The sequence below is a fragment of the Flavobacterium hydrophilum genome (assembly GCF_003202405.1).
Classification (GTDB): domain Bacteria; phylum Bacteroidota; class Bacteroidia; order Flavobacteriales; family Flavobacteriaceae; genus Flavobacterium; species Flavobacterium hydrophilum.
The window spans coordinates 1,118,276-1,144,279 of sequence record NZ_QJHL01000001.1 but is presented as its reverse complement, the minus strand read 5'-3'; the positions used below and the strand labels follow the sequence as shown (position 1 = coordinate 1,144,279).

Genomic DNA, 26,004 nt, shown 5'->3' with positions numbered 1-26,004 from the left:
CTTTTTTTTATTTATAATTCCAAATATACAATTTATGAATTAGTATTCCGATATCTGATTTTTTCTAATGAATATTAGATCCTATTTTTTAGGTGTAATTCTCGCAGCCCAGCCCCCATTTCTTACCATTGTAAAGATGATTACCTGATCATGATTTACTTGTCTCTCTTGTTTTTTATAGTCCATTGCCTGTCTTCCGGCGTTAATTCCGTCCTGAAAAGAGATCATATCATAGTTTGCATTTTTAGCTAAAAAGTCAAGATTGATTTTAAATTCTCTTTTTTGCTCACTTCCATTAGTAATAGCTCCAATAAACCATTCATCACCCTTTCTTTTTGCGACAATAAGATATTCTCCGGCTTTAGCATCCAGTGCTATCGTTTCATCCCAGGTTGTTGGCACTTTGGTAATAAACTCGGTACATTCTTTATTTTGATAGTAATTGGTAGGATTATCTGCAAGCATTTGCAATCCGCTTTCAAAAGCTACATAGAGTGCCATTTGAAATGCCCTGGTCCCTTTAGCAGCAGAATTAGGTCTGTCGCTATGGTATATTTCAGGCTGCATATTGATCATTGCTCCCGGTGTAAAATCCATAGGTCCTACAGCATTTCTGATAAATGGCAAAAATAAACTGTTATCTACTGTACAGCCACCCATTTGTTCCAGTCCTCTTACTCCTTCATAAGACAGAAGATTTGGATAGGCATATTCTAAGCCTGCAGGTTTAAAAGAACCATGAAAATCCACGAACATTTTGTACTTCGCAGCTTCTTTTACAACACGCTCATAATAATTTACCATCCATTGATCACTGCGGTCCATAAAATCGATTTTTACTCCGGCGATTCCCCAGTCGCTAAAAGTTTTGAACAAATCAAAATGATGCTCAACCGTAAGCCAGGTAAGCCAAAGAACAATTTTTACATTCTTCTTTTTACCGTATTCAATCAGTTTAAAAAGATCAATATCAGGATTTGGAGTAAAAGGATCTGTAGTAGATTTTGCCCATCCTTCATCCATAACGATATACGGGATTCCAAATGTAGAAGCAAAATCAATGAAATATTTATAAGTTTCTTCATTATAACCTGACTCAAAATCAACATGATAAGGCGCTGCACCGTTCCACCATTCCCAGCTCACCTGCCCTGGTTTGATCCACGAAGGATCTTTTATTTTATTAGACTCTGCTAAATTATAAGTCATCGTGTTTACCAGGAGTTCCTTATCTTCTTTGGTAATTACAAAATAGCGCCATGGAAAATTTCTTTTACCGGATGTTTTTGCAATATAGTCTGCCTGAGAAGTAATTTTCACACTCCTGTCTCCTTCATCTTCAAAGGTTAATGGCGCTTTCGGAAAAACGCCTTTCATTTTATTTGGAGCAATTCCTTTTAAAAACATTGCAGGATAATCCGTAAGATCTGATTCAGAAATTAATATTTTATGATCCTGTGCGGTATTCAACAATGCCGGAAGTGTTGCCATTTTAGTATTCGCATTAAAGTCCTGCGTTTTCAATTTAGAATATGCATCTTCATACGAAGTTTTAAAATTGCCAACCTGTTGCAAGTGTGCTGTAAAATTTGAAGGAGTATTTAGTATAAATTTTTCATCATAGATTTCGATATCAGCTTGTTTTAAACCGGTAATAAAACGGTAAGCAATTCCATTGTTATAAGCACGGAACTGCAAACTATAATCCCCTTTAAAGTTAAGTGTCAAAACATTGCAATGATTGGTTACAGTACTGAACTTTAGCGGAACAAACGGCTTATCTTTGCTATTAATCTGTTCGGTTTTTTTTCCTTTTAGTTTAGGCTGTTTTCCTAAAACACGGTCTTTTAATACTAAACTCAAACTATTGTTCTCAAAAATTGTCTCATTGCCTAAAAAAACAGAATAGGTAATACTGTCTTTTAGATTAATCTGAAGTTTTAAATTTCCGTCTGGAGAAGACAATGCTTCTTTTTGCGCAAATGTGCTTACGGAAAAAAGCATTAGGAGTAAAAAATGGTAGTATTTCATTATGTTTTTTTTTTAGTTTTAGGTTATTAGTCAAATTTCTTAAATAAACATACTAAAACGATTTAGCAAAAACAAATAAAAATGCCTTTTTTATTAAACAATTATTATATAAGATTTATGTCTTAGCAGGTTAGTGATAAAAAGTATTGGCAAACCAATTGGTTAACCAATACTTTTTTATTTTGAATACCTTAACCGTATAACCAATAAAAAAATCGAATGTAAATGTATCACAGTTAATAATTTCACTTTCAAAATTATTAAAATGAAATATTTGTAAATACTATTTTATTTTAAAAGCATCTATAATCTGTAACAATTAGATTTTCTAATCTCCTAAACTAGTTTTTACTAAAATCAACTATTTTTCTTGTTCCGTTTTGGAATTGAATCGTAATTATATCATTATTCTGAGAAAGAGTTTTTACTGGGACCAACTCTTTTTTTGACCACTTTTCTCCTGATTTTTTCCAAAGCATTAAAGTTGCATACACATTTGGCTGAGTTGATTTGGAATCACTTGTGCAATTAATCACAGCACTTTCACTACTTTCCGGATGTAGTTCTTTTGCATTTACCACTTCTGTTTTCTCCCATCCTAAAAGCGGAATCATAGCCAGCTGATATTTTCCGTTATCGATTATGGTAACATCATATCCTACTAATTTCTTTTTAGTGACAACAATTTCCTTGTCTAATTTTGGTAAGGCATAATGCCCTAAACGCATCGAAACAGGTTTATCGCTATTGTTTTTATCTACTCTTAAAATTCCGTTTGGTAAAGGAATATCAGCCAAATTAAAACGGATATTTTCATCAGTTTCCAAAACTACATCCCTGTAATAAATATCGTTTTCAAACTTTTTGAAAGTGAATAGTCTGAAGGCTTCCCATTTATCGTCTTTATTTTTAATGACATAATTCATCGCTACTTCTCCCTTTTCACCATCAGCCTGCCATGGAAAAGCACTGTTATAAGACAACCTGTTATAATTTTCTGTCGATCTGAACTTCTGCCAGTCGTTTTTTACTTTTTCATTACACCAGGCCCTAACTTCTGAAGCGCCAATATTAGGATAATCTGTAATCAGGATTTGCGAATCTCCCTGATATTTATTGTAAACTTCATCTTTTTTAAACTTTGTATCCCAGTCGCCATTGTTTTCTTTGGCATTCCAAAAAGGATTATTATCCGGAACCAGTAAACCTAAAAAGATTTTCCCCATCCAGTACACACTTCCGCGACAGCTGTAATTTTGTACGGCTGGTTCAAATTCGCCATAAAAACCGAGTGTTGGCACCTTGTCTTTAATAAAATCCGGATGTGTCAAAAATTGTTTCATTACGCCAGATGAAATTCTGCGCATCCAGCCATAATTGATGTTGGGATCATTATGAAATCCCATCAGTGGAAAAGGAACTACAGCGCCGGTTCTGTAACTGATGCTCCTTCCCCACATAATCATTTCGCCATCTCTGCTAAACAAAAAAGGATAGTTGTATTTTAAATCACTAAAATTTGATGCAAACTTAGCCGCAATTTCAGGATAATGTTTCTTCCCAAAAAACTCTGCCCAAATATTTCCATACATCTGAAAAGCCCACATGCTGTAATAATCAAAAGCCGGACTATCATTGTACCAGCCATTACCCCGGTAATGTTTTAGTGATTTTTCTAAATATTCGACCAACAATTTTTCATTAACAGTATAGCCTTGTTCTTTAAAAAAACTCAGCACAAAAATGTTGAAAAATTTCCAGTTGGAATCTACCGTTGGCCCGTCACCGTAACTAAGCATTATTTTAGCTAGATTGTCTTTTTGATTTTGCGGAAGCGGTTTCCATAAAACTTCAGGATTAGTCAGAAGAGAAAGTGCTAAAGCGCCAAATTCAACCAATTTTTGACTTGGCCCTCCGTTTTTAGCACGGTGTTCAATATAAGTCGTGCTATTCGGATCTGTTAATTTGCTTATCTGATAACGATAATAATCTGCTACTTTTATATTATTGATGATTAAATCCGGATTTTCCTTTAACAAAGGCGAAGCAATAAATAAGGTTCTGCAAAGCCCTTCGAGTTTTTCTGTTGGAACCTGATTTGGATTTGATGGATAACTTTTTCCCTCCTGCTTTGGAAATTGCATTGGATCATCCAGTTTATGAATATAGCTAAAAGCTCCTTCCAACAAATAAAGACCCGCATCTTTCCAATGCTGTTTTGTCATTCCTGTATAAGGACTAATTTTATAATCTGGATTTTGTATCTCAAAAATATTTGCCGTATTTTCTTTATGCTGTGCAAATAAAGAAACACTACAAATAGTCACTAAAAACAATATTTTAAATTTATTCATCTTTTAAGGATTTTGCAATCTTGCCTGTTTAATTCCTGATAACTGTTTCGAACATATATTCTCCGGATTCTATTTCAAAAACAGCCTTATTATTTTCTATCTTCAAAAATTTGATTCCGTTTTTATCGCCATTTATCTTTACATCATTTTGTTTTAAAGCTGGCAGGTAAAGTGTTGCGTTTGTATTGGCAGGTACAACAAAGCGGAACTCATATTTACCGTTTTTTGTTTCCCAACTGCTTTCAATACGTCCGTACATCGAATCGTAATAGCCATTTGCAAAAGTCATTTGTCCGGTAGTATCAGGTTCTGGCTGTAACACAAAATGTTTAAATCCGGGTGAATTATCATCTCTTACAATCCCTAACGAATAATTATACATCCATGCTCCTACCGCGCCAAAAGCGTAATGATTAAAAGAATTCATGCGGTTGTTTCCTCCAAATCCGTTTTTATGTGTATACGAATTTAATCGTTCCCAAATAGTAGTAGCTCCTTGGGTGACAGGATACAACCACGAAGAATAAGATTTGTTTTGTAATAATTGATAGGCTACATCAGAATACCCATTATCCGAAAGCGTTTTATTGACCCATGCAGTTCCAATAAATCCAGTCATTAAGGAATAGGGCGGACAAACAACACCCTGATCTGTTTTGTTTTCTCTTTGTATGGAAGCTACAAACTGTTTTATAGCCAAATCTGAATTCTCTTTATCCAAAACATTAAAGGCAAAAGGCAGCACATAAGAAGTTTGGGTATCTATAACTTTACCCCTAAATGAGGTTTTTCCTCTTGTTTTATCAAAGTAAGTTTTATTGAAAAAATCTTTTCGGTGCTTGTAATACTCTGAAAAATGTTCCTGATCTTTCTTCTTATCTAATAGAGCTGCCACTTTAGACATAATTTCCAAATCATAAATAAAGTAGGCTTCCCAAAATAGTGTTTTTTCGTTTTTAGAATCTTCTAAACTCAGCCAGTCTCCTAAAGAACCCCACGTATTTCTTTCTTTTTCTTTTAAAACACCTGTTTGCTTATCAATATCGGCTATCAGATAATTGGCGTACTTTTTCATAGCCTCATAATGCTCTTCCAGCAAACTGAGATCTCCATATTGCAGATAATTTTCCCAGACAACGGTAATTCCCGCACTCCCCCATAAAGTTTCTCCAAACCCTACGCCTATTGGAGCCACATCAGGAAAACGTCCATCTTGTCGTTGAATATCCCGCATCGCCAGCATATGTCTTTTCAGAAATTGTTTCACATCTGCTAAATGAACTGCGGTTCTGGAAAAAACCGAAATATCCCCACTCCACCCCAAACGTTCGTTACGCTGAGGGCAATCAGTTGGTATTGACAGAAAATTGCCATAAGTTGACCAGGTAATATTTTCCCACAACTTATTTACCAAAGGATTTGAGGTTTGATAATGCGAAGATAATTCATGTATCGAACTTAATACTGTTCCTTTAACATCGGTTAACGGTAAGGGTTTATCCATACCAGTTATTTCTATATAACGATAGCCGTGAAATGTAAATCGTGGCGCTATAGTTTCGTTGCCTTCTTTAGTTGTGTAGAGATCCTGTGACATGGCTGCTCTGACATTTTCAAGCATCAGTAAATCTTCATTGCCTTTGTATTCCGGTAAATTCGGATATAAAACTTCGGCATAACGCAATGTAATTTCCTTTCCTTTTTCTACATTATTAAGGGTGATTTTAGGTACGCCTACCATGTTTTGTCCCATATCGTAAACAAAAACGCCCGGCCGAACTTCTGTAACTGATTGAGCTGTTAGTTCTTTTATTGGCTTAACAGTTGTACCAAGCTGCCCTATCAATTGAGCATCCGAAAAATTATTAAAATTGGGTAAATAAGCCGTCCCTTCTAAACTTACAAAACCATCAGTTCCTATGGCTGACGCCTGATGCCAATTAGAAGCATCATACGAAGGTGTACTCCAGCCTTTAATCGATTTCTCTTTTTGTGCATCATAAACTTCACCCTGAAAAAAACTGCTGTATTTTATGGGGCCATCATTAAAATACGTCCATGTTTTAGGATTACTGGTTATAATTTTTTCGCTTCCATCGGCATAACTAACTACCAATTTTGCCAGCATCGATTGACGATCACCAAAAAAGTTCCAGTTTTCTCCAACATAGCTACTGCCACCACTCCACCAGCCTTCTCCAAGAATGGCTCCCAAAACATTATTTCCTTCCTGGATATTTGCCGTTACATCATAGGTTTGGTATAAATGGGTTTTGTTGTATTGTGTTAGTCCCGGATTAAAATAATCGTCTCCTATTTTTTTTCCATTCAAATAAACATCATAAATACCGCGAGCCGTCACATACAATCGGGCTTTACTTATTTTAGGAGAATCGATTCCAAATACGGTACGCAACATCGGCATGGAATTCTGACTTGGATTTGCCAAAATAAAAGCTCCTTTATTTGCTCCTGTTACAGCATAGCTATTATTTTCAACAGTTACTTCTTTAAATGATGAAAATATACCTTGAGCATTGCCTTCATCAGAAAAAATCACATTTGAAGGACTTCTATAGTTTTTAATTTCAATTTTCGAAAACTGTGCTTTTTCTCCTTTAGGTACTGAAAAACCAATATCGCCTACAACAGGAAAAGCTATAAAATCACCTCCGGCTCCTAACGGATTTAAATTGAGTTCGGCAGCCAGATTTTCTTTTAAATTCCCATCAATATAAATCTTGGTAACTCCCAAACAAGTCTGAACACTTATAGTATGCAGATTATACCGGTTTTCTTTATTAATAATCGAATTCGGAATAGAAAAACTTTTAAAAGGAGTTTCTTTTTTATCATTTGGATGATAGCCTACCCGATAAATATTCAGTTTTGCATTTCCTTCAGAATTCAAAGAAGCCATATCTAATTCGAGCTGAATATAACTCTCACCGTTCTTGTTTTCGAGTTTGTACTGATTTTTATTTCGGCCCATTAAACGCTGATCGTTAGCACCATAAATTAAAGATGCTTTTGTCGATTGCTGCTTTTTATCCAGCTGAATCGTGCTATTGATAACAAACACAGGGAGGTATTGGGAATATAAAACCATATCATTAACACTACCTCCAATCCATTTTGCTCCGAACCAGGCGGTTGTTTCTTTATCTGAATCGATATTCGTTACCATTTTAGAGTTCAGCAAACCGGTTTCAAACCACGATTTTGCGGAGTACTTTTTTTCTTTTTGATCCCAAACGGTTACCCTCCAATTATATAATGTTGTGGGTTTAAAATTTGTGCCCTTATATTTTATATTGATGGATGCTCCACTTTTAACCTTTCCAGTGTTCCAAACTTCTAAGCCCAGATTATTTGTTACAATAATTTGATAAGCATTCTGATAACAACCTCTGTTTTTGTGAACGGTTTCCATTTGCCAGCTAAAGACAGGCTGGTATATATCAAGACCAATAGGAGTTACTGTATTTTCTACCTTAAGATTACTAATTTGAATATCAGTAGAAAAAAGTAATGCCTTATTTTCTTTTTGCTGAGAAAACAAGGACACACTAAAAATACCGGTTAAAAGTAACAATGTTTTTAATTGATTCATTTTTTAATATTTTGTAACTGTCTTATTTACAATTTTTTTATTTTCCGGCAGATTGTATTTTAATTACGCCTTTATTTAATTCCGGAGAAGTTACTTCAAGATTAATAACTCCTGACTTATTATTACTTTTAATAATTACCAAAGCACGCCCATGCCATGCTTTTCGGGAATTCGCAACATACAAATCAGGATCTTTTAAATCGGCATTATCTACTCCTGCAATTGTTCCGGCGCCTGAAACACTAAAAGTAAGTTCATTTCCTGCATTTGGATCCAAAAGACCTTTATCATCTGTGATTTCAACGCTTATGTAAACTAAATCCTGACCATCAGCTTTTATAGTTTTACGATCAGCTGTTAATTTAATTTTAGAAGCCTGATTGGCTGTTTTTAACGAAACCGATTCCACTTCTTTTTCATTTTCTAAACCAACCGCTTTTAGTTCACCACTTGCATATGGAATCGCAAAAGTGGCTTTAAATTCCTGTGCTCTTGAAGTTTCTTTCTCACCGATATTTTTTCCATTCAGATACAGTCTTACTTTCGGATATTTAGAATAGATTTCGATTTCGATATTTTTGCCTTCATAACCCGGCCATGTCCAGCTTTCCCAAGTTGGCCAAACAGCCCAGGATGTTAATTTAATGGCTCCGCTCTCAGGATTTGGTTCACGAACAGCAATATATAATTTCTCGCTGTCATTATACAGCATACTTCTGTAATGCGAAATTGGTTTTCTCCAGCCCATTAAATCCACATCACCACAGTATGCACCATGCCAGGGGTATAAATTAGCAGTCCAGTGTTCTCCGTCAGCTTCTCCCGGATAGACATAACTGCCAATACCTGATTCACCTAAATAATCCATTGCTGTCCATACAAAATCGCCTAGTATATAATTGTGTTTCTGAACCAAATTCCAGTTGATAAAAGCATCTTTAGGATACGATTCGGTCTGTAGAATAATTCTTGAAGGTACTCTTTCATGGTCTGATTCTGCACGATGCAGCTGATAATTATAACCGGCAACATCATGAGCTGCCATCAAAGGATCAAAAATATCCCATCCCTGATCCCAGGTAGTCATTGCCGATGTAACGGGACGAGTAGCGTCTATATCTCGAATGGCATTGGCTAACATTTTTGCTGTTTCAACTGCCTCAGGCTTGGTTCTCTCTATAATTTCATTGCCAATACTCCACATAATTACAGATGGATGATTTCGGTCACGCAGCACCATAGATTCTACATCATGCTTCCACCATTTATCAAAAATTATAGCATAATCATAATCGTTTTTTTTCTCTCTCCATCCATCAAAAGCTTCATCAATTACAAGTATTCCCAATCGATCGCAGGCATTTAAGAAAGCTTCAGAAGGCGGATTATGCGAAGTTCTGACAGCATTAAATCCTGCTTTTTTTAATAACTCTACTTTTCTCTCCTCAGCACGGTCATAAGCCGCTGCACCCAAAGCTCCATTGTCATGATGTACGCAGCCTCCGTTTAATTTTATTTTTTTTTCGTTTAATAAAAAACCGTTCTCAGCACTAAAATTTATGGTTCGGATTCCAAAATCTGTTGTTACCACATCAAATATTTTTGAAGCTGTTTTAACTACGGATTTCACTTCATAAAGGTTAGGTACTTCAATTGTCCATAATTTTGGATTTTCTACTGTCAGTATTTGTGTGATTTCTTTTTCTTCATTTGGCAGTACTGTAATTTTGCTTTCAGAAATGGCAGGGTTTTTATCTTTTTTAAACTTCATAACTGTTGAAAGCAAAAAATCTTGTGAAATTGAGGTTTCGTTTTTAACAACCGTTTTAACCTGAATTGCAGCCTTGTTATTTTTAACTTCTAAGGTAGAAATCGCAATACCCCAGTTTTTCACATGAACCGGGTTTTTGACCATCAGCCATGCATTGCGGTAAATACCAGAGCCGCTGTACCATCTGCAGTTTTTTTGTTGTGAATTATCAACTTTAACGGCAATTGTATTTTGCCGTCCGAAATTTAAATGAGGTGTAAGATCAAATTCAAAAGAAGTATAACCATAAGGCTGAAAACCTATTGATTTACCATTAATAAAAACCTCAGCATTCATGTAAACGCCCTCAAAATAGATTGAAATCTTTTGATCTGCCCATGCTGCAGGAATTGAAAATGTTTTTCTGTACCAGCCGGTTCCCATTGGATAAAAACCGCCATCTCCGGCACTTACATTGTTTTTTTCTGATTTTCCTTCAATACTCCAATCGTGAGGTATACTTAATTTTCTCCAACTGCTGTCATCTAAATTGGGGTTGCTGCTTTCAGAAACATCTCCCAAAGCAAATTTCCAATCCGAATTAAACCGTTGTTTTCGCTCCACATCTCTATTTTGTGCTAAACTTTTAGAAATTCCAATTAATAGTAAACTAATTATGAATAACGTTTTTATATTTTCTTTCATTTAATTTTATATATAAGATATTTTAAAAACAAGTGTAAAAACAACACTTTCAAATATATAAATATTACGCTTATGTTTTACTTTTATTTCTTTTGATTAAAATCATCGAGAGTCCATTCGTCTGACCATTTCAGGATGGGTTTTTCATTTTCGATTATAATTGGTAACCATACATAACTTCCCTCAATTGGATTATCTGGTTTCCAGCGGTCTGCCATAAAAATGAACTGGTCTTTTTTGCCCTGAACCTGAAAAATATAAGTGCTTTGTGAATGAAAAGTCAGTTCAGCATCTTTTCCAAAGGAAGGATTTCCCAAAGATTCCCATGGCCCCCAGATAGATTCCGATTTAAACGAACGTGCCTCATTAGGATCCCAGCCCGTACAACCGGAAGTAATCATATAGTACATTCCGTCTTTTTTAAAAATTGCGGGTGCTTCATTATGACCGGCAGGTGCTACTCTTGTCCATTTTTGAGTAAAATCCAGATAATCATCTGTCAATTCCGAAATATGCAGTGTTAAATTATCCTCAGATGAGTGAATCAGATACGCTTTCTCGTTATCATCCACATAAACCGTCATATCTCTTGACATCTGCCCTTTTTGAAAATCCCTGCGAACCAGCATGCCATTTTGTATTGCTGTTAGCCAATCGGGTGTCCAGGATTTCAAATTTTGTGTATTGGCTGAAGCTGATTTAAACTCTTCTTTAAAATCTATTGGCCAGACTCCCTTATTGGGGCGGTATGATTTTATATATGTAAAAGGTCCTTTTGGCGAATCGCTAATAGCAACTCCGGCCATGGCAGCATCATAGCCCTGTCCTTTCAATTCCAGATGGAACCACATAACGCATTTACCTGTTTTTTTATTGAAAACCACTTTTGGACGCTCCATGATACAGCCTTTTGTAATTTCAGAATTGCGGTCTTCTTCTACTTTTAAAACAATGCCTTCATTTTTCCAGTTGTACAAATCTTTTGATGAATAGCAGCTGACACCTTTTAAAGCGGTATTTCCACCTTTGCCTTCGGTTTTAAATTCACCATACCAATAATAAGTCCCATCCATAAAAATGATACCGCCGCCATGAGCGTTAATATGCACTCCATCTGTATCTTTCCATTCTTTTCCCGGTGCAAAATGATTGTTCTGACCGAAAACAAAGGCACATATAAAACTTATAAGTATCGAATATTTTAATTTCATTTTATTGCTTTTTTTTGATAAACCCTGATATAATCTATTATGTATTGTGACGGCAAATCATCAGTTGTAAATTCACCGCCATTCATTCCTCCTACTGCCAGATTTACTAAGAGATAATGTGGCTGCTGAAAGGGCTTTATCTTTTGATTTTTATATTTTATTGATTCTGCAACACTGATTTCGTTCAGCAACTGATCATCCACATATAATTTAATCCATTGCGAATCCCAGTCCATTCTCCAGATATGAAACTGATCTGACCAGGATTTATCTTTAAAATCACGCAGACTTTTTGTTGCACTGTCCCAGACTGTTTTTGACTCATCTGATTTCCAACAGGCATTTGCTAATATTTTTCCTGTGTAATATTCCATAATATCAATTTCGCCATTTGCAGGCCAGTTCCCTTTTATGCCCAGAGTCCAAAATGCCGGCCACATTCCTTTTCCTACAGGAATTTTAGCCCGCATTTCGAACCGGCCATATTGCCAGGAATGTTTGCCACGTGTAATCAAACAAGAAGACGTAACTTTTATGGAATCTCTGCTTTTAGCCCAGTCGTCATAAGTTTTAGATACAAAATCCGGATTGAGCCGATTTTCTTTTCGGGCTTCAATAATCAAAAATCCGTCTTTGCAATAGGCATTCTCTTTTTGATACCATTGGTCTTCCTGATTTCTCACAAAGCCGGTTTCGTAATTCCAGTTCTTTTCATCTGGAATACCATCTTTATTAAATTCATCACTCCAGACTAATTAATATTGCTCATTTTTAATCAATTCATTTTCAAATGGAATGAAACCGTACAATACTCCTATTACACTTCCTAAAACCAAATAACTGCTGATTTTAAACTTCATTTTATACATTTTTATCATCTGGTCTTTCTATATTTTCAGATAAAAATGGGGGATCGCTCAAAATCCCCCATTTTCCAAAACACATTATAAAACCAAACTAACTTTATTTTTTGATTTAATTAATCGTTATTTTTTGATAATTCTGATCGTCTTATTCGGGTAAGCATGCAGCTTTACAAAATATAATCCTGCACTGTTACGCTCCAGATTGAGATGAACCTTTCCATTTTCAACTGTATAATCCGATTCAGAAATTATTTTTCCATCTACCGTATAAACTGTAATTTTTTGGGAATTATCGCCATTCGGGAAATTAATATCCACAAATCCTGATGTTGGATTTGGAAAAGCAGTTATATTTCCTGCCAGTCCTGTCTGCGGTTTATTTGTTGATAATGTTGTATCGATACTTCCGTAAAATTCAAGTTCTGCTATATTTCCGTAACCTGTTGGCGTGTACCAATAGATATATCTGTATTTTGGAGTAGCCAAACCGCTGTCTGTTGCAAAAAGGTCATTGGCAGGAGTTTGCATAATCACATGTAAAACCTCATAAACATTCAGATAATCCTCGCTATTTGAGCCTCGAATTTCACTTCCGGGCATACGATTGCCAAATCCGTTTCGGGGAACATATCTGATGTCTGTCAAACTCGCTTTTTTATCAGCTCCAAAATCGTATCCTAAATACCCAATTGCCGTTGGACCATCCACGAAAGTGGTGATATCTTCATCAAAAGCCTTTTCGATTGTGAAGCCACTATTGTTATAAGATCCCTGATGCCCAATTATACTTCCCGTAATTTTTTGACCCTGTGCAGGTGTTGCATTTAAAATGCCCGAATCAGGACCTTCCCCTAAGGAGTTGTAAGCAGAGATTTTATAGAAGTATGGATTTCCGTTTACAACCGATACATCCTCATATTCATTTGCAGTAATCGTTGCGATAACCGTAAAAGGACCTGAGGCTGAAGTGGCTCTTTTTACATAAAAACCGGCATCATACATAAAATCCCATTTGAGATTAACTCTTGCATCACCGTAAGCCAAAGTTGCGTTTTCAACTGCAAGCGGAATTGCAAACGCCATTGTCTTAACCTGTAAAGGCGAAGAATAGGGACTTTCACCACCTGTATTTACAGCAGCCAGTTTATAGAAGTAGTCTTTATTCTCCTGTAAATTAATATCATCAAAAGTTGTTTTCTTTAAATATACAGCCACATCTTCATACGTGCCATTCACCGTTTCCGATCTTTTGATTGTGTAGGATTCTGCTCCTGCAACTGCCGGCCATTTTAAATTGATAATGGATTTCGATAATGCCTTTCCAACGATATCGGAAGGTGTAGCGGCAATTGGAGACTGCTCAAAAACCAGTACAGCCGAGTACGTTGATTCTGTATTGTCTTTACCTACCACTTTGATTCGGTATTCTGCTTTTGAATGAACTACATCAACCTCCTTAATAACTTTATAATCTGTTGTTTCATAAAAAACAGAAAAGTCATTTTCGCCGTCTAACTTTCTTTCCAAAATATATTTATTTACTAAATCAGCATTATTACCCGTCCAGTTTACGGTAATATTTTGATAATCTGAAGACAGCTGATAACTCAGTGTCTCCACTTTTGTTTTCCAGGTTGGAATGTATTCTCTATTCGAACTAAAGGCTTTTGCCGAAGCATTATTGGCATAATATTCACCTGCCGGGGTTAAAACCACATAACTTGTAGCTGTACTTGAAATCACAGGGGCAGATTGAAGCCACACATAATTTTGCCAGTTCGGATTTCTGGTCTTAAAGGCATCGTCTATCGTAACATACATTGCCCTTGCATCCTGAACCCAGTTATAGATTGAATAGCGTTCTACATAATCTGTAGTTTCCAGCAAGGTTAATATCGCTGCTAAATCATTTTTATGTTTGATTGCATTTGCATCCGTCAATAAAGTTGGCCCATCCGGGAAATTATTTGCTGTCCAGTTGGCTCCTATGTTCCATTCCGTAATCCAAAGCGGTCTTTTGTATCGGTCATAGATATTCTGAAGATCACTTTTCCACTGAGCAGCAGTTTTGTACCAATAACAGTGAATCGCTACATAATCGATTCGGTAATTATTGGCTTCAGCCTGTGCCATGAAAGTCCCCATCCACGGATTGAACGGATCTGACGTTGCCGGAGAGCCTAATCTTAAACCAGATTTCATCAATGCCGGCCAGGAAGCTATCGCTGCTTCAACTGTCATATTGGCCTGATCAGGACGGTCTGGTTCATTAAATCCTAAAAGATGCGTATAACCTTCTTTTGTGTAAGCAGGAGTAAATGAAGGCCAGAAATTGGTCTGTCTTATCGGTACATATTCAATATTTGGTGTAGAACTCATTCCGGTATTCCAGTTGTAGTACCAGGTAATATTCGTGGCATCCATAGCCTCGGTACTTCCGCCTGCCAATCCTTTTTTGTTGACTTCATGCCATTTCATTGTTCTGATAAAAGAAATAGTTCCATTTAAATTCACAGGCAAAACTGCAATTTCCAAATCCTGATTTTCTGCGATATAAACTCTGCTATATCCGCTTCCGTCAGCATTTGAAGCAAAAGTTGCCATGTATCCTTTTTTCAATTTGAAGGATTTGATTGTATTATCAAACGAACTCAAATTATCATGAGGGGTTACGGCTGCATATTGCTGGGAAGTGCCTCCAAAATTTTCTGCTGTAAAAACCTCCAAAGGCATTTCGTTTATCGAATAAGGAGCAACTACGGCACCACTTCCATAATTGGTAACCTGAACATTTGTGCCATTACCGGCCGGAACGCCATTCAACGAAATGTACTGTAGATAAGAACTAATAACCTCGCTCGGTTTTTTGTTTTCAAAATACAATCGGGCGTTTGCTGAATTTAAATTGACTGTTGTATTAATTAATGGATTGTTGGCATTTTTTAAATATAAAGAAGCAGCACCGTTCAAAACCACGCTTGATTTTGCATAAGCACCAACATTTAGGCTGCTTGTAATTTCTGCCGTTTCAGTTGAAGGGCTGATTACTTTTTCAGGAGCATAGGCTGTATTTTCAAAAGTTACAGAACTCACAACCATATCAACGGCACCTGCAGCATAATTTTTACCAATCACAATATTCGCTATTTGCTGCGTCTGAACTTTCAAATCGGCTATTCCGAAAAGTGCTTTATCCCCAGTTATGTTGATGTAATATGTACCGGCGGCCTGAGACTGGAATGACAAATCTCCTTTTTTCAGTTTATTGACATCTCCGGTTGTAAAACTTTTGGTTGAAAGAACTGTTCCGGCACCGTTAGCCAGTGTTGAAACCGAAACATTCATTTGAGACCCGGGAGCTAAATTTGAGATATACTCATACAACCACGAAAACTGATAATCCTTAGAAGCTTCCAGCTGTACGGGAAAAGAATACACTGAATTTTCCTGAGCGGCGTCCCATCGAATGTACAGAAGTCTTCCGGAATAATTTGTACCATCCGATTCTAGTACATGTCCGGAAGTCACATCCATATAGCGAACTCCACTGGGAGCATTTGCCGTATTAAAAACCGAGGAAGAAACAGAGTTTGTCCAGCCATAAACAGCTGGAGTTCCTGCATTATCATTCGCAAAACCATCCCAGGTATTGATTAAATTTGACGATTTAAGTTTTAAATCGCCAATTGCCATAAGTCCGGATCCGGCGGTAATGGTAATGTAAAATGTACCATCAGCTGTTGCTATAAAAGAAAAATCACCTTTTCTTAATTTATTGGCATTTCCTGTAACAAAACTTTTAGAAGCAATAACCCCTGTTCCATTTGCCGTTGTTGAAATCGCTACATTGATGGGAGTTCCGGGAGCAGAATTGGAGACATATTCATAAATCCATGAAAATTCATATTTAATATCTTTTTCTAATTTTACAGGATAACTGTAAGTTGAAGTCGAGTATGCGCTATTATCCCAGCGTATGTACATGATCCTTCCATTGTATGCTGTATTATCGGATTCAAATGTATGACCTGAAGTCACATCCAGATACCGGACACCACTCGTTGAATTAGCGGTATTCCACGGAAGTGTTGCAACGGTATTTGCCCAGCCATAATCATTTGGTTTGCCAGAATTATTACCTGTAACTCCTGCCCATCTTCCTAACAGGTTATCTGAGCCGTAAACCGTTTGCGTTACTGAATTGTCAATAATAAAATCAAGTGCTTTTGAAGTTAAAAAATGGCCATCCTGATAGATATTTACAAAACCGTTTTTTACCGCATACCTGTACGTTTGCTCCTGAGCATTATCAGCAGAAGTACTTAGATTTTCTATGGCTGATAAAACTGTGGAATGATTAAAAGTGGTTTTATCCAAAGAGGTTCTAAATCCGAGTCCGGTTGCGTTTTTAACCTCGACATCTAATCCTCTTCCCTGAGCTGCATTTACTTTTGCTTTTACTTCAAGGGTAAATTCAGTTTGAATGGATAATGGAAAAGATATCACATCCGAAGCCGCATTATTGCTAAATGTTTTGGGGCCGCTTAATGCTGTTGCCAAAGTTACCCTGACCGGAAGATTAGGAGCCTGTGCCTGTATCCGGAACAGAAAGACCGATAGCCCGAAAAATAAAAAGGTGTATAATTTTTTCATATGAAATCTATTTAAAATTGTTTTAAAATTTTGTTTTACTTTTTTAGTTTGTAACAAATTAATTTGGTGCAGAAACCAAAAACTTCCGCAATTATTAACCGGTAAAAATGTATGATTCATGTGAATTCTAACCGGATTGAAGCAGATCTGAAATAGAAAAATATCTTTCAGTCTAAAATCCAGGTTCATAAAGACCGCCAGCATTATCCTTTTACAGATAATGCTTTAGTGGTCGATATTTTAAAACTATTAATTGAGGGGCAAATTATTTCTTTACAAAATGAATGCACTGTGGTTTAAATACTCAAAATGTTAGGTAATTTTGAGCTATTCACTTTGTGGTATTGTTACATTCAAATTGGTATTTTCAGCATACTATAATACACTTTCATCTGCGACAGCATCCTGCCATTTATCCCAGACTTTAACGTTGGCATCGTAACCGTCATAACCGTAGTTCTGACTTAATTTGCCTTTTATATTAGCTGTGATAGCACTGTTTGGAATAGGCCAGTAGTTATTACGTTTGTCCATAGTATAAAACTTAGTACCGTTTGGTACGACAATCCCGCTTGAGTATTTGTTGTAAAGCGTGTAATGCACAATGCGCTGATACCAATAACTTCCTCCTGAATTGTCAGTTCCGGACTGCTTGTCCCAATTGCTTAAGCTGTAGGTCTGACCCCATTCATCCGGTTTTCCACTAAGGGCGAGACAGTGCGAAATGCGTTTTAGTTCTACATTTCTCCATTCTTCAAGGTAAAGTTCCCTTCCCCTTTCGGCACAAATATCGCCAATGGTTACCTGAGCGTACATTTGAGAAGCTCCAGCCCTTGCTCTGACAACATTTACATCCTGAGCGGCACCGCCAACATTACCCTGATAAAAACGTGCTTCTGCTCTTAACAAATACGTTTCAGCTAAGCGATATAAGTACCAATGTGCTTTACTTCCGGTACTGGCTCCCTGAAAATCAGTTGCATTTGGATTGGTTTCATTTACAACATCATGCAGATAGATTTTATACAACGGAAAATCAAACCATTCACGAAGGGTATCTCTTGATAACAGCACATTTGCTTCTTTCATTCTAAAATTTTGCTGGTAGTATGCAGAAGTCTTATCACTGTATTTAAGATCTTCCATATTCACCCAGTTTCCAACAGTATTATTATGTCTAAGATCCTGCTTATCCTCAATACCGTTTACAACCCACATAGGATGCTGTGAATAGTAAGACGCGCTAATAGTTGCAATACCACGCCCCAATGCTCTTGCATAATCATACTTAACCTGATAATTGGCATTGTTTGAAGCAAAACGGGCAGCTGCCTGTTTACCATCAGGTGTTGTTAGTGTACCGGAATTCCAGTTAGGTCCAAAAATTCTCATGGAAGCAAAAGGTAAAAAGGATTGTACCCCTCCGTTTGGCATTATCATGATAGCTTCTTTATTCGCAGCGATAATTTTGTTTTCAGGTCTGTGCAAATCCCAGATAACATTTCTTGTAATGGTCCAGGTTTGTGGATTTCCTCCCGGATCAAAAGTTCCGAAATTACTTTGCATTAAAGAGTAACCTGATTGGTTAATCAGAATATTAGCCTGCGCTTCTGCTTCAGCAAATTTGCCTGATGCCAGATAACATTTAATCAATAACTGACGGCAGGCCCCTTTATTCACCACACCTAAATAAGGCAGTTTAGATTGCTCCGGAACCCATTCTACAGCTTTTTCCATATCTGCTGTGATCATTTCGATGATTGCTTCTTTCTTAGTCGAAGAATAACTCTGTTTTGGAACCTCCAGAATTTTAGTAATTAACGGTATATCTCCAAATTGATATACCAGATTCAGATAACGGTATGCTCTGTGAAAATAGGCCTGTCCGATATATTTATTCTTAACTTCCTGAGTTAAACTTGTCACCTTATCAATATAGGTCAATATGGTATTGGCATGTTTAATACCGTTATAAGCTTCAACCCAATAAAATCCAAGGTAAAAATCATCATTTGTAGCCGTTTTAAAACTTCCGGTAGGCACTATAGTATTCGCAAAATCCGAAATAGTACTGGTGTTATCCGTTTTTCCATATTTTGCCATGTCAGAGAAAACATATTCTGTACCTATAGGCACACTATTACCGGCATTATTGTAATGAATATAATTATTACGTAATTGTTTATCTGCACTTGCCAAAACTGCCTGCAAACCGGATTCTGTCGTAAATGTAGTTTCCGGTTCGTAAAACGAGAGCGGATCCGGCTCCAGAAAATCCTCTGAACAAGAAACCAAAAGAGCTGCAGCTACTAAAGGCAAAAATGTTGAGATGCTATTTTTTATATATTTTTTCATTGTTGAATAATTATTAAAGTGAAACGTTAAAACCTAAATTAAACATTCGTGTAGCTAATCCACCTGTTTCAGGGTCTCCATAGTACTTCCATTCTTTGGAAGCAGACCATGTTGCAGCGTTTTGAACCGAAGCATAAATTTTGAAATTTCTAACATGCAGGCGGTCCAAAAGATCTTTAGGAAGCGTATAAGCCAGCGAAATATTATCTAAACGAATAAAACTACGATCGTATAATTTTGCTGTTCCGGCTCCTGCAGGTCCTCTGGCATCAAGACGTGCCCAGTCGTTGGTTGGATTATCTATTGTCCAATACGGATTCACAAACGGATTGTAGTTGTTGGTATACAAACTACCATCATTGTAAGTATTCATATAACGTCCGTCAAGTGATTTGTGCCCCATATAAGAATACATGTTAATGGCCAGATTCCAGTTTTTATAAATCCTGAATTCGTTACGTAACGACCAGTTGATTGGCGGTGCTTCCTGTCCTAAAAACTGTTTGTCTTTTTCATTATAAGTTGGTTTTCCATTGACATCATCGGCAGTGTAACTGTTTTCAATTTTTGGATCACCAGGACGTTGTCCGTATTTAGCAGCTTCTTCAAACTCTTCTTTTTGCCAGATTCCAATAACTTTATAATCCCAGATTTGAGAAATAGGTCTGCCTATAAACCATCTATTGGTCTTATCGTCTGATTCTTTAGTTCCAATAACGTTTCCATTTGCATCCTTAACGTCTTCCATATTGCCGTATAATGCATTAATGGTATTCTTGTTGTATGAAAAAGCAACACTGGTAGTCCATTCAAAATTTGGATTTTTAATATTTATCGTATTAAGGCTTATTTCGATCCCTTTATTTTCAACCTCTCCAAGATTGGTAGCAATTGATCCAAAACCGGTAAACTCAGGTAAACGCTGACTCATAATCATATCGTGAGTAACTGATCTGTAAATATCAATTGTACTTGTAATTCGGTCATTTAAGAAACCAAGGTCAAGACCAATATTTGTTGCAGCTGTTTTTTCCCATTGTAAATTTGGATTTGCCATACGATCAATTCCTAAGTATTTCACATCAACAATGTTTCCTGAAGCATCAATATACCCCATTGTTGCGCCTGTACCTGAGGCTAAGTTTGCCAAAGCTAAATAAGGATCGGCCAGCGTTCTGTTTCCGTTTTTACCCCAGGACAAGCGTAATTTACCTGTACTCATAGTCGTCCAATTGAACCAGCTTTCTTTATTAAAGCTCCATCCGGCTGCTACAGAAGGAAAAGTTCCATACGGATATGTAGCTCCAAATGCTGAATATCCATCTCGGCGTATCGTTCCTGTTATCATATAACGATCATTAAACGAATAGAAAAGTCTCGCCATTAATGCATCCGCCGTTTGATGCGTGTCATTTGATGTAAACGAACTGTTGGCAAGTGTTGCATTAGCAATATTATGAAACCCTAAGGCATCTGAAGGCAGAATATTATTTGCATCAATACGATCTGACCATGTTCTGAGTTCTTCAGCTTCCTGAACAAAAGTGGCTATAATATGGTGTTTTTCAGCAAATGTATAATCCCATGTTACTGTATTATTCAGGTTCCATGTAAAATTTTTACCGTTTTCCCTGTCTACTCCTATTGTAGCAGCATTCCATCCTTTGTGACCTGATGACTGAAAATAACGATTGTAAAAAAATTGATAGCGTGGAGCGACATTAAATGAATACGTAATCCCAAAAGGCAAATTTACCTTAGTATTAAAAATGGTATTCAATACCGTATATCCTTTTTCAAGTTGTATAAATTGTCGGTCATAGTAATAATTATACCCTCCAATAGTCTGCCCCATAGGCTGTCTTGCATACTCTCCGTTTGCTTCCTTAAAAACCGAAAACGGACTATTTCTTAACATATTGGCATCCCAGTAATTTGTACCGGTACCAACGGCAATATCTCCATCTGTACGGTCCTGGAAATTAACGTTTGCCCCAAATTCAAGCCAGCTCGTAATCTTTGCATCCACTTTCATATTGGCACGAACCGCTTCATAATCATTACCCTGAATAGCTCCTTCTGAAGTTAAATACCCCAAAGACATATAATAATTTACTTTATCGCTTGCTCCGGAAACACTTAAATTATGGTCATGATTGATTCCTGTTCTAAAAGTACTATCATACCAATTGTGTGTTTTTCCTTCTGTAAAATTTTTCAAAAGTAAAGGATCCGTAATTCCTAAGCGGAGTCCCCAAACTTCATTCAGACTCTTTCCCTGTGTTTGTCCAACAGGCTGATAAGCTAACCATTGCGCCTGAGTTATACCATACTGATCTAATTGGTTTGGATTTGTGTAATAACCTGCTTTACCAGCAGCTGTTCCAGTTATCCATGCCTCATAATTTCCGGTTGCTGTATTTTGGCCATACGTTTTAGCAGTCTCCCAATCCTGACGGTATTTTACATACCCTTCCGGAGAATACACATCGCGGTAGGCACTTTCATTAACAATTGTCGTGTTGGTAGTAACATTAATAACAGGTTTACCAATTTTTCCTTTTTTAGTCGAAATAACAATAACCCCTGCTGCTGCTCTGGACCCATATACAGCTGTGGCAGATGCGTCTTTTAAGATGTCTATCTGACCAACATCATCAGGATTTATTTCTGAAAGTTCACCATAAAACTGCATTCCGTCTAAAATAATAAGTGGTGAATTATGTCCCGCACCATCAGGATTGTAAACAGAAGTCTGACCACGAATCTGTAAAGATCCTCCTCCTTTTGCATCAGCCGAATAACCTACTTTCAGACCTGGAACACCTCGCAATAAATCCTGAACAGTCTGTGGATTTTGATTAGCCAAAGCTTCCGCTTTAACCTGAACAATGGATCCTGTTAAATCCTTTTTCTTCATTTTACCATATCCCACTACTACAACTTCCTCTAAAGCAGCTGCATTCTCTTTTAATTGTACAATGATATTGGATTTGTCTTTTACAATAATTTCCTGAGTTACATATCCCACAAAAGAAACTACTAATACTGAATTCTGATCACCGGCTAAACTAAATTTTCCGTCAAAATCTGTTGTAGTTGCTACTTTCGTTCCTTTTATCGAAACCGTAGCGCCTGGTAACGGCAAACCCGTTTGATCTTTAACCTGTCCACTTATACTATTTTGCTGCTGTACTTTTTCAAGTTCTTTTGCACTTCCTGAGGCAGCGTAGGCATTCATTTGTGATAAAGAAACCAATACACAAAATATTGTAAGTTTCTTTTTCAAATCAAATCCGGATACGCAATCAGGAGCTTTGATTTTCCTAATAAAGTTTGTCATCTTTGGTTGTAATTTTTGGTTAATTGATTAGTTAAGTTTGCAAAATATAGAACCTATGATATTTAAGTGTTTTTTTTTAGAATTTAAATTCTGAGCACACATCGTCAAGTAGTTAAATATAGATTGCAACACAAATCTACTATAACACTTACGCCCAAAGGGGGGTAATTACAGCATTATAAAAGGGTCAAATCAGCATATTATTATTTAAAAAGGATATTTTTACATGTATGATAAAAAAGCATGATTTAAAATACGCAATACACAATCTTTTAAGAATTTAAAGTAAAGCTCAAATCATGTTTGAATATAAAATATACTGGTTCATAATAACTAAAAAGGCATCTAAAAACTTTAAATTCTACATCTGTACAAATACAAAAAGGCTATCCGTTAAGATAGCCTTTAGTTATAAAATCAGATTAATCACTTTACAAAACGGGACATTTCAGATGCTGCGAGTAAAAAAGCACCTACACCAAAATCTGCTGTAGAATTTTTATCTACTACCTGCCCCGGAATCGCTTTTTCACCGATGGGCTGTATATAGCCTACTGTTCCATCTTCCTGAAGCGCAAATTTGGTTAAATAATTCCATGATTTTTCTACTACAGGTAAATAGGTCTTTTTATCCAAAATTCCGTTATTTATTCCCCATAGAAATCCGTAGGTAAAAAATGCCGTACCGCTGGTTTCAGGCCCCGGTGCATGTTCGGGATCCAGAATACTTCTTGTCCAGTAACCTTCAGTTTGTTGGGCTTCCGCCAAAGATTTGGCCATGTCCTTAAAACGACTGATGTATTCGGCTCTGTGTTTAGCCGATTTTGGCAAATCCTGAATAATTTTGGCATAACCTGCAAAAATCCAACCGTCTCCTCTTGCCCAAAAGTCTTTTTTACCGTTGGCGCTTTTGTGTTTTGGATAAATATATTTTGCATCGCGGTAGTAAAGTTTTGCCTCGTTATCGTACATAATTCCGTTGGCATACGTCAAATAAGAATGTAATTTTTCCAGATACATTTCATTACCGGTTTCTTTATATAATTTTGTCATTACCGGCATTACCATGTACAGTCCATCAACCCACCACCAATAATCATTGGCTTCGGTACTCATTTCATATTCCATCACCTCACGGGCACGGGCAATTTTATGTGGATCCTTTTTTCCTGTAAAGTTGTATAAATCGATATAAGTCTGAAAACAAATCTGCCAGTCTCCAAACAAAACATGTTTGTCAGTTTCTCCGTAATTGTATTTCCATTCCGATTTATCATTTGATTTGGCTCCCATCCACTGATTTTTTTCAGCCCATGCCAGTGAATAATCCAGATATTTTTTGTTTTGGGTTACTTTGTAAGCTTCCATGTTTCCGGTATGATAAGCTGAAACATGCCAAAAAGCATTTCCATATTCCGGATGGGTTTCCTGCCAGTGATTGTTTACTTTGTCAATAATCGAAATCACTTCTTTTTTTGATTCTTTTATTGCAGCTGTTTTTTGTGCAGTGCTTTTACAACTAAAGACTGTTACAGAAGCAGCACTTATTAATACAAAAAGTGATTTTTTAAAATTCATTTGGTTATGAGATTAAATTAGTATTTTAATTTGTTTGTTGTAATTGATTTAAAACGAACTTAATTTCTTCAGAAGATAGTGTCATCCTGAGCGGAGTCGAAGGCATTTTACAATAAAAGGGCTTCGACTCCGCTCAGCCTGACACCTATTTTTAAATTATTTTTCAGCATGGTCAATTGGAATTTCCTGACCTGACCATATTTTCTTTTGTGTCCAGGGTTCATACGCATCACTCCAGAAAGCATCTGTTTCCTGCAAACCGAGAATTAAAAATGCTTCTGAACACAAATATAAACTTCCTGTAGAGATATATCCTTCGCCAATATTATTCTGATGACCATAAAATCCTACCTGAAGCCATCCATTTTTATCAAAAGTTCCTTTTGCATTTATCTGGTTATGAATCATAGTATAAAGCGCCGAACGAACCTGAGCCGGGGTAACTTCTTTTGGCAGTTCTTTCCAGAGTGCAATTTGGGATAACAACTGAAAAGCCCCGAAACGGTAAGCCAATGACCTTCCAATTGGAGGATACGTTCCATCAGGAGAAATTAATCTTTCCTGAATGGCCGCATAACGTCTGGCTCTTTTTAGCTCCGTATTAAAATCGGTTTTGTAGTCGTTGGTTTTATCTTTCAGTACATTGTAAATATCCAATTGCATCGGATGAATTACAAAACTGTTGTAATAATCCCAATGAAAATCAGGTCCGTCGCCATACGTTCCGTCACCTAAATACCATTTTTTATGCTGTTCCAAAGCATAGTTGAGTCGTTTTTGATCTTCATCTTTATCAAATTTAATGATGGCAGCTTCTACCATTCCGGCAAAAAGCAGCCAATTGCTCTGATACGGTTCTATTTTTCTGGAGGATTTTAATGCTTTGATTACATTTTCTTTTGTAATTGCATCTAATGGTTCCCAAAGTTGTTTTGGTGCACGAAGCAATGCCTGCGCAAAAAATGCGGCGTCGACCAAAGGCTGCTTATCATTGACAAAATTCATAAAATCCGGGCTATTCGGATCTGTTGCATTGTGAATGGATTTTTGAGCCAAATCAATATATTTTGCTCTTAATTTTCCTTCGGGAGTCTGGTCAGGGCCTAATTCTAACCACGGTGCCATACCGGAAAGCAGCCGGCCAAAAGCTTCCAGATAAGTTACATTTGTTCTCGCATCCCAGGCACCCGGAGATCTTTCAACAGGCATTTTTGCTTTCAATTCATTTTTGCTTAATGCGTCTAAAACCGGATCACCAATTTTAACCAATGAAGCCACAAAAAATTCACGGACCTTTTTAGGCGAATCTTTTTCCAGCTTTTTTGATTGGGACTGAATTGTATTAATCCCAGTTAAATACATTAATCCTAATAAAACAGCGTTTCTAAAATATTTACTCATAACTCGTTGCGTATAATTAATTTCTTAACACATAGAAACATAGTTTTACATTCTTAAAAAGATGTTTCACTTATTTAAAAACACAGAGTTTGCTATGTGAAAGAAATATATTTGTTTTTATTTATTAAATTTTATTCTTCTGAA

General features: G+C 36.6%; 11 protein-coding genes. All 11 read right to left on the bottom strand.

All coding sequences use genetic code 11. The features are described 5' to 3' along the window. Window positions 1-81: 81 nt before the first annotated feature. Window positions 82-2,031, bottom strand: a complete 1,950-nt coding sequence (locus DMB68_RS04480; protein WP_110345450.1) for a glycoside hydrolase family 97 protein — start codon at window positions 2,029-2,031, stop codon at window positions 82-84. A 341-nt stretch (window positions 2,032-2,372) separates the two neighbouring features. Next, window positions 2,373-4,385 carry a DUF2264 domain-containing protein gene (locus DMB68_RS04475; protein ID WP_110345449.1) on the bottom strand — a complete coding sequence of 671 codons (2,013 nt, stop codon included), beginning with the start codon at window positions 4,383-4,385 and terminating at the stop codon, window positions 2,373-2,375. Between the two features lie 28 nt (window positions 4,386-4,413). Continuing rightward, entirely contained in the window at window positions 4,414-7,998 is a 3,585-nt protein-coding gene (locus DMB68_RS04470) for an alpha-L-rhamnosidase (RefSeq protein ID WP_110345448.1), read from the bottom strand. A gap of 37 nt (window positions 7,999-8,035) precedes the next feature. Next, entirely contained in the window at window positions 8,036-10,453 is a 2,418-nt protein-coding gene (locus tag DMB68_RS04465; protein ID WP_110345447.1) for a sugar-binding domain-containing protein, read from the bottom strand. 83 nt (window positions 10,454-10,536) lie between these two features. Further along, complete coding sequence (locus tag DMB68_RS04460; protein WP_110345446.1) at window positions 10,537-11,664, bottom strand: glycoside hydrolase family 43 protein; 1,128 nt, start codon at window positions 11,662-11,664, stop codon at window positions 10,537-10,539. Next, on the bottom strand, window positions 11,661-12,347 hold the full coding sequence (locus DMB68_RS04455) for a glycoside hydrolase family 16 protein (protein WP_196783675.1): 687 nt from the start codon (window positions 12,345-12,347) through the stop codon (window positions 11,661-11,663). The genes DMB68_RS04460 and DMB68_RS04455 overlap by 4 nt, the downstream gene beginning before the upstream one ends. 303 nt (window positions 12,348-12,650) lie before the next feature. Next, entirely contained in the window at window positions 12,651-17,183 is a 4,533-nt protein-coding gene (locus tag DMB68_RS04450; RefSeq protein WP_165830095.1) for a glycosyl hydrolase, read from the bottom strand. Window positions 17,184-17,558: 375 nt separating this feature from the next. Further along, complete coding sequence (locus DMB68_RS04445) at window positions 17,559-19,538, bottom strand: RagB/SusD family nutrient uptake outer membrane protein (RefSeq protein WP_110345443.1); 1,980 nt, start codon at window positions 19,536-19,538, stop codon at window positions 17,559-17,561. A 13-nt stretch (window positions 19,539-19,551) separates the two neighbouring features. Then, the gene (locus DMB68_RS04440; RefSeq protein ID WP_110345442.1) at window positions 19,552-22,881 is read right to left on the bottom strand and encodes a SusC/RagA family TonB-linked outer membrane protein; all 3,330 of its coding nucleotides are present in this window, start codon (window positions 22,879-22,881) and stop codon (window positions 19,552-19,554) included. A 426-nt stretch (window positions 22,882-23,307) separates the two neighbouring features. Then, window positions 23,308-24,459: a glycoside hydrolase family 88/105 protein gene (locus DMB68_RS04435; RefSeq protein WP_110345441.1), complete on the bottom strand. Its 1,152-nt coding sequence runs from the start codon at window positions 24,457-24,459 to the stop codon at window positions 23,308-23,310. A gap of 156 nt (window positions 24,460-24,615) precedes the next feature. Next, window positions 24,616-25,860 (bottom strand): DUF2264 domain-containing protein, encoded by a 1,245-nt coding sequence (locus DMB68_RS04430; RefSeq protein WP_196783674.1) that lies wholly within the window; start codon window positions 25,858-25,860, stop codon window positions 24,616-24,618. Window positions 25,861-26,004 lie beyond the last annotated feature (144 nt).